The organism is uncultured Spongiibacter sp., from assembly GCF_964011655.1.
In the GTDB taxonomy this organism is placed as follows: Bacteria; Pseudomonadota; Gammaproteobacteria; order Pseudomonadales; family Spongiibacteraceae; genus Spongiibacter; species Spongiibacter marinus.
Genome location: NZ_CAXGPO010000050.1, coordinates 1 through 17,440, shown reverse-complemented (window position 1 = coordinate 17,440; position 17,440 = coordinate 1). Strand labels below are relative to the sequence as shown.

Here is a 17,440-nt window from a genome sequence, read left to right as displayed (position 1 = left end):
CTTTCCCTACACGACGCTCTTCCGATCTTACAACTGGAAAATAGCGCCGAACACCGGCCCTTACGTCATCGACACCATTCGCAAGGGCAAATATATTGAGTTCCGCCGAAAGCAGGACTGGTGGGGGAATGACAAGCGTTACTTCCAGCACCGCTTCAACCCCGATTTTTTGCGTGTAAAACTCATACGGGACATCAATATCGCGTATCAGTACTTTCGCAAAGGCGAGCTGGATAGCTTCCCCCTGCTCATGCCGCGGCTGTGGCATAAAAAAGCCCAGGGGCGCATTTTTGAGCAGGGCTATGCGGGTAAAATCAAATTTTATAACAGCGTTCCCAGGCCGATTTCCGGGTTATTTCTCAACGAGGATGTCCCTCTGCTCAGCGACCGCAATGTTCGCTATGCCATTGCTCATGCCCTTAATATCGACAAGGTGATTAACACCGTGCTGCACGGTGACTACGAACGCCTGCAGACCGCCCACGAAGGCTACGGCGATTACAGCAACCCCGATATTCGCGCCCGCGAATTCGATTTAGGCAAGGCCAATGGCCTGCTAAATGCCGCCGGTTGGGACACCCGTGGTCCCGACGGTATACGGCAAAAAGACGGGCAGCGCCTGAGCATTCGCGTAACGTACTACAGCAGCGGCCACAACGACCGCTTGGTGATCTTGGCGCAGGAAGCGCGCAAAGCGGGTATAGAGCTGTCACTGCAACTTCTCGACCCCTCTGCCGCCTTCAAACAAATTCTGGAAAACAAACATCAAGCGGCTTGGATGGCGTGGTCAGGCGGCGGCTTGTCGCCACGCTATTGGCAGTTCTATCACTCGGACAACGCCCACAAGCCCCAAACAAACAATGTGACCAACACCGACAACCCGGAAATCGACGCAAAAATCGATGCCTATCGCGCAGCCACAGACAAGGCCAGCCGGGTCAAATTAGCACGCGAATTGGAACAATTGGTGTTCGAGCAGGGCTCATTTATTCCGACCTTTAAAGTGCCCTACACCCGCGAAGCATTCTGGCGCTGGCTAAAACTGCCGGACTTTCACGGTACTCGCAGCACCGACAGTCTATTCGATCCGCTGGGCAGCACAGGCGGCCTATTCTGGATAGACAGTGATGAACAGCAGCGGGTTGACGAGGCCAAATCCCACAATAAGGCCCTGGATCCAGTCATGATTGTGAACAAACGCTGGGCAACCGGCGATGAATGAGTCAGCCGTTATCCGCGCAGATAAGCTCTGCATCAGTATTACCGACGATGCCGGTCAGCAGCATCAACTGGTCAACCAACTGAGCTTGCAGATTTTCCCCGGCGAAACACTCGGGCTGGTCGGCGAATCAGGCTGCGGCAAGAGCCTTACCGCCATGTCGCTGATGGGCCTGCTACCCCGGCCCCAGGCGGAGATCTCCGGCGGGCGAATTCACTACCGCGGCAGCGAAATCGACTGCCGCGATGCACAGGCCTTCCGGTCACTGCGCAGTCGCGATATCGCGGTTATTTTCCAGGACCCGATGACCGCCCTGAACCCCGTACACACGATCGCACAACAAATTGGCGAAACACTGCGCTTGCACTGCCCTGAACTCAGCCGAAAACAGCGACGCGAACGCTGTATTGCGCTGCTGCAAGACGTTGGGATGCCCGCCGCCGAGCAGCGGCTTTCCAGCTACCCCCATCAACTCTCTGGCGGCATGCGCCAGCGCGTGATGATTGCCATGGCACTGGCCGGCGAGCCCAAACTGCTTATCGCCGATGAGCCGACCACCGCGCTGGATGTCACCATTCAGGCGCAAATACTCCAGCTCCTTAAAACCCTGCAACAAAAACGCGATATGGCAATGCTGTTTATCACCCATGACCTCGCACTGGTTTCTCAGCTGGCCGATCGCGTGGCAGTGATGTATGCCGGGGAAATTGTTGAGCAAAATCGTGCCGCAGCGCTCTTTGCCAACCCCAGGCACCCCTATACAAAAGGCCTGTTAGCCGCACTGCCCGCGAAAGCCGCAGCGCCGAAGAGCCGTTTAAACGCACTGGGGGGGCAGGTGCCCAGTATTGACGCCATGCCGCCAGGCTGCCGCTTCGCCAATCGCTGCGACCATGCAACGCCGCTGTGCCAGCAAAGCGCTCCACCTATGACGCCGCGAGACAATGGCGCAGAGATTGCCTGTCACCACTGGAGGGTAATTGATGACTGAAGCACTGCTACGGGCCGAAAACCTATCACTGCACTTCCCTCAGTCGCAGGGCTTCCTAAAACCAAAACTGCTACTGCGCGCAGTGGACGGCGTTAGCTTCGCTTTGCAGCCAGGTGAGACGTTAGGGTTGGTTGGGGAGTCCGGCTGCGGCAAAAGCAGTCTGGGTAAAGCACTTCTCAACCTGCACCGCCCTACCTCCGGCACTGTATCGTTCGAGGGCCGGGATATTACTGGCCTCAGCGCTGCGCAAATGCGCCCGCTGCGACGCGATATGCAGATGGTATTCCAAGACCCGTTCGAGTCCTTGAACAGCCGTCACACGGTGGCAACGATTCTTGAAGAGCCGCTGATCATCCACCGGTTGGGCAGCAGCAGTTGGCGTCGTCGCCGCGTCAACGAATTACTCGAACTCGTTGGCCTTCCGTCCTCTGCACTTAGCAAATACCCCCACGAATTTAGCGGCGGTCAGCGCCAGCGCATTGGTATTGCGCGCGCCATTGCCCTGGAGCCCAAACTGCTGATCTGCGATGAAGCCGTTTCTGCGCTCGACGTCTCAGTACAGGCGCAAATCTTGAATTTGCTATTGGACATACAGCAACGGCTGTCACTGGCGATGCTGTTCATTTCTCACGACATCTCCGTTGTCAAACACATGAGCGACCGCATCGCGGTGATGTACCTGGGAGAGTTGGTAGAAATCGGTGATGCCGAGTCGCTGTGCGAGCGCCCCGCTCACCCCTACACCCGCGCCCTGCTTTCTGCAGTGCCACAATTGGCCAGCCCGACGCTGCCCCAAGCTGCCCTAAGCGGCGATATGCCATCCCCTATGGCAATGCCCGAGGGCTGCCGCTTTGCCGGGCGCTGCCCCCACCAACGCGCCGAGTGCCTTACGCAGCCGCCGCGTTTGGAAAAACGTCACGACGGCCGGGAAATTGCGTGCCACTTCTGGCGGGAAATTCCCGATGATTTACCGTAAACTAGCCAGCAAAACTGATCTCGGATAATCGTCGTGCGCAGCAACCCCCACGCTAAAAGAGACCCCGTGCCGCTGAAATATGCCCGCAGCATGCTGCAGGTTGCCGAAGCGCAGGGCTACAACGGTGCCGAACTCCTCAGGTCTCTACAGTTGCCGATAGACCCGCTGTCTCCCAGCGCGGACCTGGACTCGCCCATTGACGCCCAGTATTACTCGCAGATTTATCGCCGCGTTATGTGGCTGCTGCAAGATGAGTCCTTTGGATTGGGCCTTCGTCAGCGAACGCCGGCCGGCAGCTTTCGCATGCTGTCACTGTTTATCATCCACTGTGAAACACTGGAACAAGCACTGCGTCGCGCCGCCGAATTTATCGTGTTTTGCAGAACCTTGAGCGACGTTCCCAGCGCGGCGCGCCGACCAGTGGAGCGCCTCGGCGACGGTACCGCCTTTTACCGCTTCCCCAGCGACGTGGAACTGGCAGAAAGTGATGACACCATTGACCAGCGCTACACCATGGCACACACCATGGCGATCTGGCGCCGCTTCTGCCAGTGGCTTATCGGTAAACCGCTTGAGTTGATTGCCGTGCACATGCAGGCCAGCGCACCCGACAACCCCGAGTACTTTGAACACCTGTTTAACTGCGAAATTCACTACGGCCGTGAACACAACGCGTTCTTATTGGCCGAGCACTGCCTGGACTGCCCGTTGATTCACACGGAGGAATCACTGCGCAAATTCCTTCGCGATGCCCCCTACCATCTGTTGGTATCGCAAGACGATGACGACAGCTCTCTGCTGTCACAAATGAAGCGCATCGTCGGCAATGATCTCAGCCACGAATTCCCCAGCGTCGTGACAATGGCAGAGAACCTGAATATGTCTGTGCGCACCCTGCGCCGCCGGCTCAAAGATTTGGGAACCACCTATCAGCAATTCAAGGACGAGCTACGCAAGGAGCACGCTCTGCGTTGGCTCAATCAGCCGGAGCTGAAAATCAATGCCGTGTCAGCACTATTGGGCTTCGATGAACCCAGTGCTTTTCACCGCTCCTTTAAAAAATGGACCGGCATGACACCCGGCGAATATCGCGCCAGCCGGCAGTCACCCCACTCCGCCGAGAAACCCGCCCAATGAGTCAGTACGACGAGATTGCAAAAAGCCTCCACTTGGCCTCCCAACACCGTGGCTTGACTGCGGCGCAGCGGCCAATTCCCAGCCAGTTGCCCCATCATGAACGCCACAGCCTTCGCAAATTGCCCTTTGAACAAGCGCATAATTTTCGCGACCTCGGCGGCTATAAAAATCGCGATGGTCAGCAACTTAAATGGGGCATGATTTATCGCACCGACAAGCTGTCCTCACTCAGCGAGGAGGACCAGCGTTACTTGCAGAGGCTGGAGGTAAAGCGGATCGTCGACTTTAGGTCAGATGAAGAACGCCTGTCAGCACCCCATGCACTGGCCGCCGGTTACGCAGTTCGGGTCGATGCCATGCCCATTACCGTCGATGCGGCACAAATTGAGCTGGTCACTGCGCGCCTGCAACAGGAAGATGTCAGCGCCGATGATATGGCGGCTTTTCTGGTCGACGCCAATCGCGAGATGGTGGTGCGCTACACACCCGTTTATCGTCAGTGGATGCACTCCCTTTTGGAACAGGACCACTACCCCCAGCTCTTTCACTGCACCGCAGGAAAAGATCGAACCGGCCTTGCCGCCGCGCTACTGCTTCACGCCCTGGACGTCCCCGAAGATACGATAATGGAGGACTACCTGGCGACCAATCACTACACGGCGGAGCGCATCGACCAGGTGATCGAGCAGATTGCCCAAATGGACATGTTAACCGCCGACGAAGCGGTAATTCGCACCTTATTTCATGTTCAGCCACAGTTTATTAACGCCGCCTTTGAGGCGATCGATGAGCACTACGGCAGCTTGGCGGATTACTTTGAGCATGGCCTAAAACTGGACGCGCTGGCACGTCAGCAGCTTCGCGAGCTTTTACTCGAAGACGGCTAAACCTTTGAACACCACCACTCTGGAAAGTCCTTTCGGCGAACTCACCCTGCAGCGCCGGCCCCGCCGTCGCAACGAAGTACTTCAGGCCTGGGATGCGGCCGACCGCTACCTGCTCAATTACCTTGCCGAAAACCCTCCGCCAAAGGGCAGTCGCCTATTGCTCGTAAACGACGCCTTTGGCTGTCTCGCTGCCGCGCTGTCGGACTATGAGTGTATTTCTTGGTCAGACTCGGCGGTTGCCCACCGGGCATGCCTTGAAAATTGCGCGGCAAACCAACGCAATGCTCCCGCACTGCTGAGCAGCTGCGAGGCACCCACAGGCAGCTTCGATCGCATTATCTATCGCTTGCCACGCAACCACAGTTACCTGCGCTATCAGCTCCAGCACATCGCTCAGCTGCTGCGCTCACCCGACGTATTTATTGGCGCCTGCATGGCCAAGTACTTGGACAGCTCAAGCATGGCGGTGTTTTCAGAAAGCATTGGCGAGGCTGCAGCCAGCCTGGCATGGAAAAAAGCCCGCCTGATACACCTGCAATCACTCAGCCCCGGCGCGGCCGTAGACGACGACTCGCTAGCACTAGACAGCAGCGAACTGGGCATTTCACTCAACAATCGCGCCAACGTTTTTTCCCGGGGCAAGTTAGACAGGGGTAGCCGCTTGCTGCTCAACGCATTGGGCGACCTTCACACGCCATACTCACTGGCGGACTTGGGTTGTGGCAATGGCCTGCTGGGCATTATGGCGGGAAAGCGTTGGCCGGAGACGGCGCTGCATTTTTTCGATGAATCCTATATGGCAATAGACAGCGCCAGGCACAATGTACGCGATAATCTGCCGGGCGCAGCTGCCCAGTTTTATGCTCGCGATTGCATGCACGGTTACGACGGCGCCCCGTTTGACACCATCGTTTGTAACCCGCCGTTCCACCAAGAGCAGCAGCTGGGAGATCACATCGCGCGCCAGATGTTCTCAGACAGCCATGCGCATTTGGCACCAGGCGGCCAATTCTGCGTTGTGGGGAACCGCCATCTTGACTACCACAAACTGTTAAAGAAGCGCTTTGGCAACTGCGAGGTGCTTCGTTCGGACGCGAAGTTTGTCGTTTTGCTAGCGCAGAAAACGCAGGGGTAGCGGCCCACCAAATGGGTGATGCTGCGCTCCGGTACAGCATGCTACTTTGACGGTTCTGTTATTTATTGAGCTGTTTATGTCTATTCACGTAGTGTTTGTTTGCCTGGGGAATATCTGCCGTTCGCCTGCGGCCCAGGGTATTCTCGAATATAAAGTTGCCGAGGCCGGGCTTAGCGAGCATATTTCAGTGGACTCCTGTGGCACCGCAGCCTTTAACATTGGCAAGGCGCCCGACCCACGCTCAATTCAGGCCGCTGAGAAAGCGGGCTACGATATTTCCCAACAGATCGCCCGGCAAATATGCGATGACGACTACCATCGCAGCCACTACGTCATTGTGATGGACCGCAAAAATCTCAGCAATGTTGAGGCCTGGGCACCGGCGGACTTTAACGGGGAGATCAACCTACTGCTTCACTATCAAAGCAACGGCGGTAACAGCCAGATTCCTGACCCGTTTTATGACAACGCCGAACAGTTCGACCATGTCATACGTACGCTGGAAAACGCCATCGACGCCTTACTGAGTCACATTCGTCAGCAGCACCAACTTTAGCGTGTCACGCCCCAAATAATAATCAAATACGGCAGGAACCCACTGTGAAATTCGTTCTCTCTTCGTCTTTTTGCCCCTTGAAGGAACTCCGTGAACTCGCCATCGCCGCCGATGAAAGCGGCTGGGAAGCCATGTCGTTTTCCGACCACGTGGTCAATCCCGAAACATTGAGTCACGACTATCCCTATACAAAAGATGGCGAGCGCCGCTGGCAGCCTTTCACCGATTGGCCAGACCCCTGGGTTATGATTGCCGCTCTGGCGGCGGTGACCAAAAATCTTAAATTCACCAACAATATTTTTGTGCTGCCGATGCGCAACCCATTTCTCGTTGCCAAGGCAATTAGCACCGCGGCTATCGTTTCAGATAATCGCGTCATTCCCGCGATCGGTGTCGGCTGGTCTAAGGATGAATTCGGGCTGTTGCAACAGGACTTTCATACTCGCGGAAAACGCGCCGATGAAATGCTGGAAATATTGCCGCTGCTCTGGAGCGGTGAGATGGTGAGTTACCAGGGACAATTCTACCAATTTCCCCGTTTAGAAATGAACCCGGCGCCCACTGAGCTGCCGCCGATCTGGGTGGGCGGCATCAGTAAGGCGGCCATGCGTCGCGCGGCCCACCACGACGGTTGGGTGAGCGATTTACAAACCAGCGACGAAATCATCGACTCCGTCAAACTGATTCGCCGCTACCGTGAAGAGCAGGGATTCAACCCCGAGCAGTTCTCAGTGATGGCGACCCCGTCAGACGCCTTTACCCCCGATGCCTACCGCAAACTCGAAGACAACGGCATTACCCACATCCTGACTCAACCCTGGCCGTTCTACCATGGCAATACCGACGACCCGGTGAAAAAACGCGACGGCGTGCTGCGCTATGCGCAGGACATTATTGCAAAAATGGCCTAGCGCTCCAGCAAAATCAGCGACTCCATATGGTGGGTATGCGGGAACATATCTACCATCGCCGCTTTTTTTATCTCGAAGCCCGCCTCACACAAAATTGCGAGATCGCGGCCCAAGGTAGCGGGGTCACACGACACATACACCACCCTGCGCATCGATAGTGAGCCAGCAATGGCTTCGCACACTGCCCTGGCGCCCGCCCTTGGAGGGTCCAATAAGGCGGCGCTGGCCTGGCGAAGCGGAATCTGCGCCGACTCAAACAGGTCGGCGCAGGCAAACTCTATGGCTAATGCCTGCTCCTGCGTCCGCTGCCGCGCCCGCGCCAACATCTCCTCGCCGGCGTCGACCGCGAGCACGGAGGCGCCCGACTGGGCAAGGGGGAAGCTGAAATTGCCCAGCCCGCAGAAATAATCAATGACGAATTCTCCGGCCTGCGCGTCCAACCAGGCTACACTGCGCTCGACCAGCTGCGTATTCAGCTCGCGGTTAGCCTGGGTGAAGTCAGTCGGCGTAAAGTGCAAGGCATGGGAAACCGAGCTGCTGTAGCGAAGCGGCTCGCAATCATTTACCCAGATTCCGTCCGAACTACGTACCTGATAAAGCTGCACCGCTGGTAATAAGGCGTTTGCTAACGATTCGCTCCACTCTCTGCTTCTGCGGCGACTGTCCTCAACGGCCAAGCCGACTCTGCCGCCCTCTCCCAGGCTAAAAAGCAATTCGGCCTGGTGGCTCTGTTTTAACGCGTGCAACAAGGGCTCGCGAACGGCAGCAATTGCCGCATTCAGCGCTGGCTCTAACACTGAACAGGCTGCCGTATCGACAATATGGTGGGTTGCTGCTGCCTTGAACCCCAGGTGCCCCGCGCGGTATGACAAGCGCGCTCGGTGGCGGTAAGCCTCTGGCGGCCCAGCCATTACCTCTATATCAACGCACTCATCAATGATCGCTGACAGGCGTAAACGCTTATGCTCAACTTGCTCGGGATATGCCAAATGCTGGAGCTGACACCCCCCGCACTGACCGTACTGCGAACACGGCGGTGTGACACGGTGACCGGACGCCGCCAACAGCTGGACACTCTCTGCTTCATCGAAGCGCTTGTGGCGCTTGAGCACGCGCGCCTGCACACGCTCGCCAGGCAGTGCACCCAGGACGAACACCACCTTGTTGTTATGATGGGCGATGCCTCTGCCGTCATCGGCCAGACGTTCTATGTGCAACTCAAACACGCCCTTATCGGCAGGCGTTGCGCGTTTAGCGCGAGCATTGCGCTTCGAAGGTTTGAAAATCGTCGCCATCTAGCGCAGCCCCGTCGCTGGAATAAATTGCTGGTAGCGTTGCAAGCATTGCTTTTTCCGCTCTCGCAATTGCCGCTGCTGTTTATCACTCACAACGGTCACCTCGCTGAGACGGTCGCAGGGCCACTGTGCGATCGCAGGCTCAGAGGCAGGGCGCACCGCTGGCGACCAACGCTCTATGGGCGGCTGTGCCGTCGGCGTCTCAGCCGCCACAGGCGCTGACACCGCGAGCATGAAAAGCAATGGAAAAGCGGTTGGCATAGGGCACTCTTGCAATTATTCGTCGAAAAGCCGCTATTTTAGCCATGTTCACCGCCAGTTGATATTTTATTGGCACGCTTTTCAGTTAGAATATCAGGCTCTATAACGTTTTGATTCGGGACAGAATCCGGTAAGCCATGTCAGAAACCATCATCGAAAACCTTAATGTCGAAGCACAGGAAGTGCTGATTACTCCTGCGCGCCTGAAGGCGGCCCTGCCAATGAGCGACAGCGCCAAAGCCGTTGTCTCTGCCGGTCGCGAAACCGTGCGCAATATCCTGGACGGCAAAGACCACCGCATGTTTATTGTGGTTGGCCCCTGCTCTATTCACGATGTCGAACTGGCTATGGATTATGCTCAGCGCTTGAAAACGCTGGCTGATGAGCTTCAAGACACGCTAGTGATCGTTATGCGCGTGTATTTTGAAAAACCGCGTACTACCGTGGGTTGGAAGGGTTTGATCAACGACCCCTACCTTAACGACACCTTTAAAATTGAAGAGGGTTTGCATATCGGCCGCAAATTGCTGCTCGATATTGCCGAGCTGGGCTTGCCGACCTCAACCGAAGCTCTGGACCCTATTTCGCCTCAGTACTTGCAGGATTGCATTTCCTGGTCGGCGATTGGTGCGAGAACAACCGAGTCGCAGACTCACCGCGAAATGGCCAGCGGCCTGTCTTCTGCCGTCGGCTTTAAGAACGGCACCGACGGCGGCTTAGACGTTGCCATGAACGCTATTGGCTCAGCGGTAAAACCCCACCGTTTTCTCGGTATTAACGGCGAAGGCCAGGTGGCAGTGATCCACACGCGCGGCAACCGTTACGCCCATGTGGTATTGCGCGGCGGTAGCGCCGGGCCTAACTATGACTCTGTTCATATTAAATTGTGTGAAGCCGCCCTGGATAAAGCCGGATACCCACTCAATATCATGGTGGATTGCAGCCACGCAAACTCCAACAAGCAACCGAGCCTCCAGCCTTTGGTTATGGAGAATGTCACTAACCAGATCATCGAAGGTAACACCTCGATTGTCGGTTTGATGATCGAAAGTAACCTCAAGCCCGGCAACCAAAAAATCCCGGCTGACCTTTCTGAGCTCGAATACGGCGTATCAGTCACTGATGGCTGCATCGGCTGGGAGGAAACTGAGGCTGCGCTGCGCGATATGCGCGATAAACTTCGCGATGTGCTCCCCGGCCGCAAGCGCGGTTAAAAGCCCCACCGGAATGATTAAAAGGCGCCAATTGGCGCCTTTTTTATTATTTGTTGATCCACCCGAATATTTTTGGCGTAAAGCTAAGTGCTTCTACACCATCTATGGCTTTGCCCCGGTTTATCCGGGGCTTTTTTTAGCGATTGGGTAAAGCAAATTCAGCATAGAGGGCGCAGTGATCTGACAGCGACCGCCACGGCTCTCCGCGCAGCACCTTCGCCTCACGCAATACCAAGCCCTTGTAGTAAATGCGATCCAGCGGTAACAGTGGATACGGTGCGGGGAAGCTCTTTGCGGGGCGCCCCTGTATTTCCGTCATCGCCTCCCGAACATCCAGATCACGATAGAAATGCTTGTGCAGACGCAACTGCCAGTCGTTAAAATCTCCGGCGATAATCAAGCCCTCAGCAGCGCTACCTCGCGCCATAAGCTGATGCTTCAATTGCTTGAATTGGCGGCGTCGCTCCCAGGCCAACAAGCCCATATGCGCACAAACCAGCTGAACACCGGGGGTAATTTGCGCGAACAGTAAGCCGCGCTGGGAGCGCTTCATCACTGACACATCGACATTATCGCTGTTAACAATGGGGTATTTGCTGAGGATGGCATTGCCGTGATGACCGTGCTGATAGATCGCGTTGCGGCCGTAGGCAAAATGCGGCCACACGCTGTCAGCCAGGTACTCAAACTGGCCAGCGTCCACCCAATTTTCCCAGCGTTTAGCGTGGTCGCGGTTTTCGCCAACAACTTCCTGTAGAAAGACAATGTCGGCGTTTACACTGCGAATGCCTTCGCGAATTTCATCGAGCAAATAGCGCCGATTACGGGCGCTGAACCCTTTGTGCACGTTATAGGAAAGTATTCGCAGCGATTTCACAAGTTAGCATTCCGCATGGCAGTGTTTCTGTTTGCGGCCACTGCCACAACAGCAGCGGTCGTTGCGCGCAAGCTTGATAGCTGGCAGTTGATCACCTTCGGTGTAGTACCACCTGCCGTCCATACGAATAAACCGAGAGCGCTCATGCAACTGCGCTACGCGCCCCTGCTGACTATAAAATGCCACAAATTCGACGGTCGCCGCGTCCGCCTGTGGGGCTGGCGCAGCCAATATACGCAGGCCTAGCCAGGGCGTGTCATCGCTAATAAGTGGGTCTTGCGGGCGAAAATCGGGGTGCCAGCTATCGCGAAGGTAGCGATTGTCGCCCACCACGAATGCACAGTAGCGCGAGCGCATCAATTGCTCGGCCGTGCTCGCGGTGGCCTGATGAGTGTGATAGCGCTGACAGCAATCCGCGTAGTTGCTATCACTGCCGCAGGGGCACGCCGCGTCCATCAGGCCGGTTTTGCAGGAATTAAACTGGGATCAGTGACTTGCCAGTCACTTGGCAGCGCAATGGCGCTGCGCGTCTCGCGATCAAAACCGACAATCACACTGCTCGAGGTGGTGGCACATTCGCCATTGGCATAGATGTGGTGTTCGATGGTCATGCTTTTGTTGCCAACGTGCGAGCACCAGGTATCGACCACAACCTCGTGGTCGAAGCGAATTTCACGCAGCATATCCATTTTCACACTCGCCACCACGTTGTGAGGCGCTTTGGAGACTTTATCCAACTCGCGAAAAAAATCGATGCGCGCCAAGTCAAAATATTGCGCGTAGACGCTGTTGGACACGTGGCCGAGAAAGTCTAAGTCGGAAAAGCGCACCTGTATGCAGGTGCGCGTATAGGGAAGCGAAATCATGGCAAATCCTTCTGGCGCCGCCAGGCGGCGCGGAATGCGAGGAAGCAGGCTTATTTAAAGTAGGCGTTATCCGTGTTGCTGTGGTCGGTCATATCCCGCACGCCGTTCAATTCGGGCACCTGCTCAACCAGGGTTTTCTCAACCCCCTCTTTGAGGGTGACATCGACCATGCCGCAACCCTGGCAACCGCCGCCAAATTTCAAAATGGCAATATGGTCTTCGGTAATTTCAACTAGCGACACCTCACCGCCGTGGGCAGCAAGTGAGGGGTTAACCTCGTTGTACAACACATAATTGATGCGATCTTCCAGGGGGCTGTCGGCACTGACCTTTGGCAGACGAGCGTTGGGCGCCTTGATCGTTAGCTGACCACCCATGCGATCTTTCGAATAGTCGATCAGCGCATCTTCCAAAAATGGCACGCTGCGACCCTCGAAATAGGCCTTGAAACCGCTGTAATCAATGACGATATCGTCATCTTTCGCGTCGTCATCGCGACAATAAGCAATGCAGGTTTCCGCCTTTGGCGTGCCCGGTTGCGTAATAAACACACGAACACCGATCACGTCGTCTTGTTTGGAAAGCAGTTCAGCCAGGTAGCCCTGCGCGGACTCGGTGATGGTTAATTTGACCTCGGCTTGCTCTGTCGTCATATGTACCTCGTATGGACTCCGGACGGATCGTAAGCGGCAGTGAGATGAAATTTCTATGCCAAGCTGACAATCTGATAGAATTGCGCAGTTTAGCACGAAGGCCATTCCGGCCACAGCCTATGAACGGCTACTTGCCCCACGTAAAACAGCATCAGGACCTACATGACTCACTCTACTGCCCGCGCCGATCTACTAAAAGCTGCCATCAAAGACCGCATACTGGTAATAGATGGGGCCATGGGCAGCATGATTCAACAGTACAAGCTGGAAGAATCTGCTTACCGAGGCGAACGCTTTGCCGATTACCACAAGGACGTGCGTGGCAATAATGATCTACTAACACTGACCCAGCCTCAGCTGATTCGCGATATTCATCAGGCGTTTTTGGATGTTGGTGCCGATATCATCGAGACCAATACCTTTAACTCCACCATGGTCGCGCAGGATGACTATGAATTGGGCGAGATCGCCGAAGAGCTCAATGTTGTAGGCGCCCGGCTTGCCCGAGAGGTGGCTGACGCCGAAACGGCCCGCAACCCGGATAAACCCCGGTTTGTGGCCGGTGTTATCGGCCCCACCCCGCGGACCGCGTCTATTTCTCCCGATGTAAATGACCCGGGCGCGCGCAATATCAATTTCGACAAGCTGGTCAGCGACTACTATGCCGCCACCCGCGGTCTGGTGACCGGTGGCGCGGATCTGCTGCTAATCGAGACCATCTTCGACAGCCTGAACGCCAAGGCCGCTGTATACGCGGTGCTGCAGTATTTTGAAGACCACAATATTGAGCTACCGATCATGATATCGGTAACGTTTCCCGACACCAGTGGGCGCACCCTTTCCGGCCAAACCCCGACGGCGTTCTGGAATAGTATTGCCCACGCCAAGCCGCTGATCGTTGGCACCAACTGTGGCCGTCGATTCAGCGAAATTCGCCCCTTTGTTGAAGAGCTCGCCGACGCGGCAGACTGCTATTTTAGCGGCCACTTTAATGCTGGCTTGCCTAATGAATTCGGCGAGTACGACGAAACCCCCGATGATATGCACGGCGAGCTGCGCGAATTTGCACAGCGCGGCTACCTGAATCTAGTGGGCGGTTGCTGCGGCACGACCCCAGCCCATATCGAAGCAATCGCACGCGCCGTGGAAGGTGTCGCTCCCCGAGCGCTGCCCGAGCGAGCGCCCGCATGTCGCCTATCTGGCCTGGAGCCCTTCAACATCACCGCCGACAGCCTGTTCGTCAACGTCGGTGAACGCTGCAATGTAACGGGTTCGGCGATCTTCAAGCGGCTGATTTTGGAAGGTAATTACGACGAAGCGCTATCTGTTGCTCGCCAGCAAGTGGAAAATGGCGCGCAGATCATCGACATCAATATGGATGAAGGCATGCTCGACGCCCAGTCGGCAATGGTGACCTTCCTCAACTTGATTGCCTCTGAACCCGATATCTCGCGCGTGCCCATCATGGTGGACTCGTCTAAGTGGGAGATTATCGAGGCTGGCCTGAAGTGCATTCAGGGAAAACCCGTGGTCAATTCGATCTCACTAAAAGAAGGTGAAGAGGAATTTCGCGATCGCGCTCGCCAGTGCATGAAGTTTGGCGCCGCCGTGGTGGTGATGGCCTTTGACGAAGACGGCCAGGCAGATACCTTTAAGCGCAAAGCAGAAATCTGTAAGCGCTCCTACGATATTTTGGTCGATGAGATCGGCTTCCCCGCGGAAGATATTATTTTCGACCCCAATATTTTTGCGGTAGCCACCGGTATCGACGAGCACAACAACTACGCCGTCGACTTTATTGAAGCCACCGCCTATATCAAAGCCAAACTCCCCGGCGCCATGGTTTCTGGCGGTGTTTCCAACGTGTCGTTTTCGTTCCGCGGCAACAACCCGGTGCGCGAGGCGATTCACTCGGTGTTTCTCTACCATGCGATCAAAGCCGGTATGGACATGGGTATCGTTAACGCGGGTCAGCTCGCCATCTACGACGACCTGCCAGACGAGCTGCGCGACGCGGTGGAAGACGTCATCTTGAATCGCCGCGACGACAGCACCGAGCGGCTGCTCGATATCGCCGAGAAATACCGCGGTGACGGCAAGGGCATGGCCCAGCAGGAAGACCTTAGCTGGCGTGAATGGCCGGTCGCCAAGCGTATAGAGCACTCTTTGGTAAAAGGAATCACCACGTTTATCGAAGAGGATGCCGAGGCCGCAAGACAAGAAGCGGCAAAACCCATCGACGTGATTGAAGGCCCGTTGATGGACGGCATGAACGTTGTTGGTGATCTATTCGGCGATGGCAAGATGTTCCTGCCCCAGGTTGTAAAATCTGCCCGGGTGATGAAACAGGCCGTTGCCTACCTAAACCCCTTTATTGAAGCTGGCAAAGAGGTCGGCGCCAAGGCCAACGGCAAAGTGCTAATGGCGACGGTGAAAGGCGATGTTCACGACATTGGCAAAAACATTGTTGGCGTTGTTCTACAGTGTAATAACTTTGAGGTAATCGACCTGGGCGTTATGGTCTCGGCCGATAAGATCTTGGAAACGGCGAAAGCCGAAGAGGTAGACATTATCGGCCTTAGCGGGCTGATCACACCCTCACTTGACGAGATGGTCCACGTGGCGAGTGAGATGCAACGCTTGGATTACCAAGTACCACTGATGATCGGCGGTGCCACAACATCGAAGGCGCATACCGCGGTAAAAATTGAGCCGAAGTATCAAAATGATGTCACTGTCTACGTGCCGGATGCCTCCCGCAGCGTCGCCGTTGCCACCCAGCTGATAAGCCAGGACCTGAAGGCGCAGTTCGTCGCTGACCGCCGTGATGAATACGAGCGCATTCGCGCACGCCGCGCAGGCAATGCCCAGAAAACCCGACTGCTGGACTATTCGGCGGCCTGCGAGCGCGCCCTGCCTTTCGATTGGAGTGACTATCAGCCGCCCAAACCCAGCTTTACCGGCACCAAAGTCTTTGAAGACTACCCACTGGAAGCCTTGCGCGAGACCATCGACTGGACGCCGTTTTTCATCTCCTGGGGACTGGCGGGCAAGTATCCAAAAATTCTCAACGACGAGAAAGTCGGCGAGGCTGCGCAAAATCTATACAACGACGCGCAGAAAATGCTCGATAAATTAATTAACGAGAAGCACATCAAGGCCAACGCCGTGATTGGTTTTTGGCCCGCCAAGCGTCGCGGCAGCGATGATATTGCCGTGTTTAACGAGCAGGGCGAAGAAATCGCCCTGCTCCATCACCTGCGCCAACAGGCCCAAAAAGCGGACAATAAACCGCAAATGAGCCTGGCCGACTACATTGCACCCGAGGGTAGCGATGTCGAAGACTACGTGGGCGGCTTTGCGGTGACCACAGGAATCGGCGCGGAAGAGCTAGCGAAGCGTTACGAGGATGCCAATGACGATTACAGTGCCATTATGGTGAAAGCGCTAGCTGATCGCCTGGCAGAATCGTTTGCCGAACACATGCATCTGCGTGTTCGCAAGGAGTTTTGGCCTTACGCCCCAGAGGAAGACCTGGACAACGAGGCGCTGATTAAGGAAGCCTACCGCGGCATACGCCCTGCTCCCGGCTATCCGGCTTGCCCCGACCATACAGAAAAGGAAACACTGTTTACATTACTCAATGCCACCGAGAACACGGGCATTAGTTTGACAGAACACTTGGCGATGTTCCCTGCGGCCGCCGTGAGTGGTTTCTACTACTCCCACCCGGAGTCACGCTACTTTGCCGTGGGGCGTGTGGGCAAGGACCAGGTGGCCGACATCGCGAAGCGAAAAGGGATGGAAATGGCGACAATGGAACGCTGGCTGTCACCGATTTTGGACTACGATCCCTAACAGTGGCGTGTCCCGTCCTGGCATAGGTTGTCAGGTTTCATGGAGCCGCTTCCGTATAGGAGGCGGCTTTTTTATGCACTTCTTCGGGTGTTTTAAGTCCCAGGCTCAGGTGCGGCCGTAATGTATTGTATATCTCTACAGACTCGGCGATTACTCGTTTGAGTTCCTCGAAGCTGCGGCATCTCGATACGAGAAACTCCTGTTTCAATATCCCGTTGATCCTCTCCGCCAAGGCATTCTGATAACAATCATAACCGTCAGTCATCGACGGGGTAATCGCTTGCTGGCGCAACTCATCCTGATAGATCGCAGAGCAATATTGCAGCCCCCGATCAGAGTGATGAATTAGTGGCCGATAGCTTAGCCGGGAGTCCCCAGCATGCTTCAGAGCGTTGACCACCTGCTCAGCACTCATGTCGCGACTTAGTTGATGACCAACGATCTTTCTACTGTAAGCATCTGTCACCAAAGATAAATAATGAACACCCTCATCAGACTCCACATACGTAATGTCGCTGACATAAGCCTGCTCAGGGCGAGTCACGGTCATATCCTTAAATAGGTTGGGGTGCTTTCGCATCCAGTGCTTGCTGTGCGTCGTCTTGAT

The 17,440-nt window shown here is 55.7% G+C and carries 17 protein-coding genes; 10 read left to right on the top strand and 7 right to left on the bottom strand.

The window, feature by feature from the left end:
- The 8 genes from ABNS66_RS15135 to ABNS66_RS15100 form a co-directional block, all read left to right on the top strand.
- Positions 1-1,222: ABC transporter substrate-binding protein (locus ABNS66_RS15135; RefSeq protein WP_348655374.1), on the top strand; the 1,222-nt coding region annotated here is incomplete at its 5' end.
- Complete coding sequence (locus tag ABNS66_RS15130; protein WP_286838467.1) at positions 1,215-2,207, top strand: ABC transporter ATP-binding protein; 993 nt, start codon at positions 1,215-1,217, stop codon at positions 2,205-2,207. The genes ABNS66_RS15135 and ABNS66_RS15130, both read left to right, overlap by 8 nt.
- Positions 2,200-3,183 (top strand): oligopeptide/dipeptide ABC transporter ATP-binding protein, encoded by a 984-nt coding sequence (locus ABNS66_RS15125; protein WP_286838469.1) that lies wholly within the window; start codon positions 2,200-2,202, stop codon positions 3,181-3,183. The genes ABNS66_RS15130 and ABNS66_RS15125 overlap by 8 nt, the downstream gene beginning before the upstream one ends.
- Before the next feature lie 66 nt (positions 3,184-3,249).
- Positions 3,250-4,320, top strand: coding sequence for an AraC family transcriptional regulator (locus ABNS66_RS15120; RefSeq protein ID WP_036256146.1), 1,071 nt, complete (start codon positions 3,250-3,252; stop codon positions 4,318-4,320).
- Complete coding sequence (locus ABNS66_RS15115; protein ID WP_286838472.1) at positions 4,317-5,207, top strand: tyrosine-protein phosphatase; 891 nt, start codon at positions 4,317-4,319, stop codon at positions 5,205-5,207. The genes ABNS66_RS15120 and ABNS66_RS15115 overlap by 4 nt, the downstream gene beginning before the upstream one ends.
- A gap of 4 nt (positions 5,208-5,211) precedes the next feature.
- Positions 5,212-6,342, top strand: coding sequence for a methyltransferase (locus tag ABNS66_RS15110; protein WP_286838474.1), 1,131 nt, complete (start codon positions 5,212-5,214; stop codon positions 6,340-6,342).
- A 76-nt stretch (positions 6,343-6,418) separates the two neighbouring features.
- Positions 6,419-6,898, top strand: a complete 480-nt coding sequence (locus ABNS66_RS15105) for a low molecular weight protein-tyrosine-phosphatase (protein WP_286838476.1) — start codon at positions 6,419-6,421, stop codon at positions 6,896-6,898.
- 44 nt (positions 6,899-6,942) lie between these two features.
- Positions 6,943-7,809: a TIGR03619 family F420-dependent LLM class oxidoreductase gene (locus ABNS66_RS15100; RefSeq protein ID WP_286838478.1), complete on the top strand. Its 867-nt coding sequence runs from the start codon at positions 6,943-6,945 to the stop codon at positions 7,807-7,809.
- On the opposite strand, the gene ABNS66_RS15095 is transcribed toward ABNS66_RS15100, so the two are convergent.
- Entirely contained in the window at positions 7,806-9,104 is a 1,299-nt protein-coding gene (locus ABNS66_RS15095; RefSeq protein ID WP_286838480.1) for a methyltransferase domain-containing protein, read from the bottom strand. The two genes, ABNS66_RS15100 and ABNS66_RS15095, sit on opposite strands and share 4 nt — an antisense overlap.
- Positions 9,105-9,365, bottom strand: a complete 261-nt coding sequence (locus ABNS66_RS15090) for a hypothetical protein (RefSeq protein WP_286838482.1) — start codon at positions 9,363-9,365, stop codon at positions 9,105-9,107.
- 137 nt (positions 9,366-9,502) lie between these two features.
- Here ABNS66_RS15090 and ABNS66_RS15085 point away from each other — a divergent pair, with 137 nt between their 5' ends.
- Positions 9,503-10,579, top strand: a complete 1,077-nt coding sequence (locus ABNS66_RS15085; RefSeq protein WP_286838483.1) for a 3-deoxy-7-phosphoheptulonate synthase — start codon at positions 9,503-9,505, stop codon at positions 10,577-10,579.
- 136 nt (positions 10,580-10,715) lie between these two features.
- On the opposite strand, the gene ABNS66_RS15080 is transcribed toward ABNS66_RS15085, so the two are convergent.
- From ABNS66_RS15080 to nfuA, 4 genes are read right to left on the bottom strand one after another with little or no spacing between them, the layout of a single operon-like run.
- Entirely contained in the window at positions 10,716-11,456 is a 741-nt protein-coding gene (locus ABNS66_RS15080) for an endonuclease/exonuclease/phosphatase family protein (RefSeq protein WP_286838485.1), read from the bottom strand.
- A 3-nt stretch (positions 11,457-11,459) separates the two neighbouring features.
- Positions 11,460-11,912 carry a YchJ family protein gene (locus ABNS66_RS15075; protein ID WP_286695073.1) on the bottom strand — a complete coding sequence of 151 codons (453 nt, stop codon included), beginning with the start codon at positions 11,910-11,912 and terminating at the stop codon, positions 11,460-11,462.
- Positions 11,912-12,322, bottom strand: a complete 411-nt coding sequence (locus ABNS66_RS15070; protein ID WP_286695074.1) for a thioesterase family protein — start codon at positions 12,320-12,322, stop codon at positions 11,912-11,914. Before ABNS66_RS15070 ends, ABNS66_RS15075 begins: the two co-directional genes overlap by 1 nt.
- Before the next feature lie 50 nt (positions 12,323-12,372).
- Positions 12,373-12,975 carry a Fe-S biogenesis protein NfuA gene (nfuA, locus tag ABNS66_RS15065; RefSeq protein ID WP_027873774.1) on the bottom strand — a complete coding sequence of 201 codons (603 nt, stop codon included), beginning with the start codon at positions 12,973-12,975 and terminating at the stop codon, positions 12,373-12,375.
- Positions 12,976-13,137: 162 nt separating this feature from the next.
- On the opposite strand from nfuA, the gene metH reads away from it, so the two are divergent.
- A complete protein-coding gene (gene metH, locus ABNS66_RS15060; protein ID WP_286838488.1) occupies positions 13,138-16,833 on the top strand; it encodes a methionine synthase in 3,696 nt (1,231 codons plus the stop codon).
- Positions 16,834-16,870: 37 nt separating this feature from the next.
- Here the strand turns inward: metH and ABNS66_RS15055 are convergent.
- A partial coding sequence (locus ABNS66_RS15055) for an IS3 family transposase (protein WP_348655373.1) occupies positions 16,871-17,440 on the bottom strand: 570 nt, incomplete at its 5' end.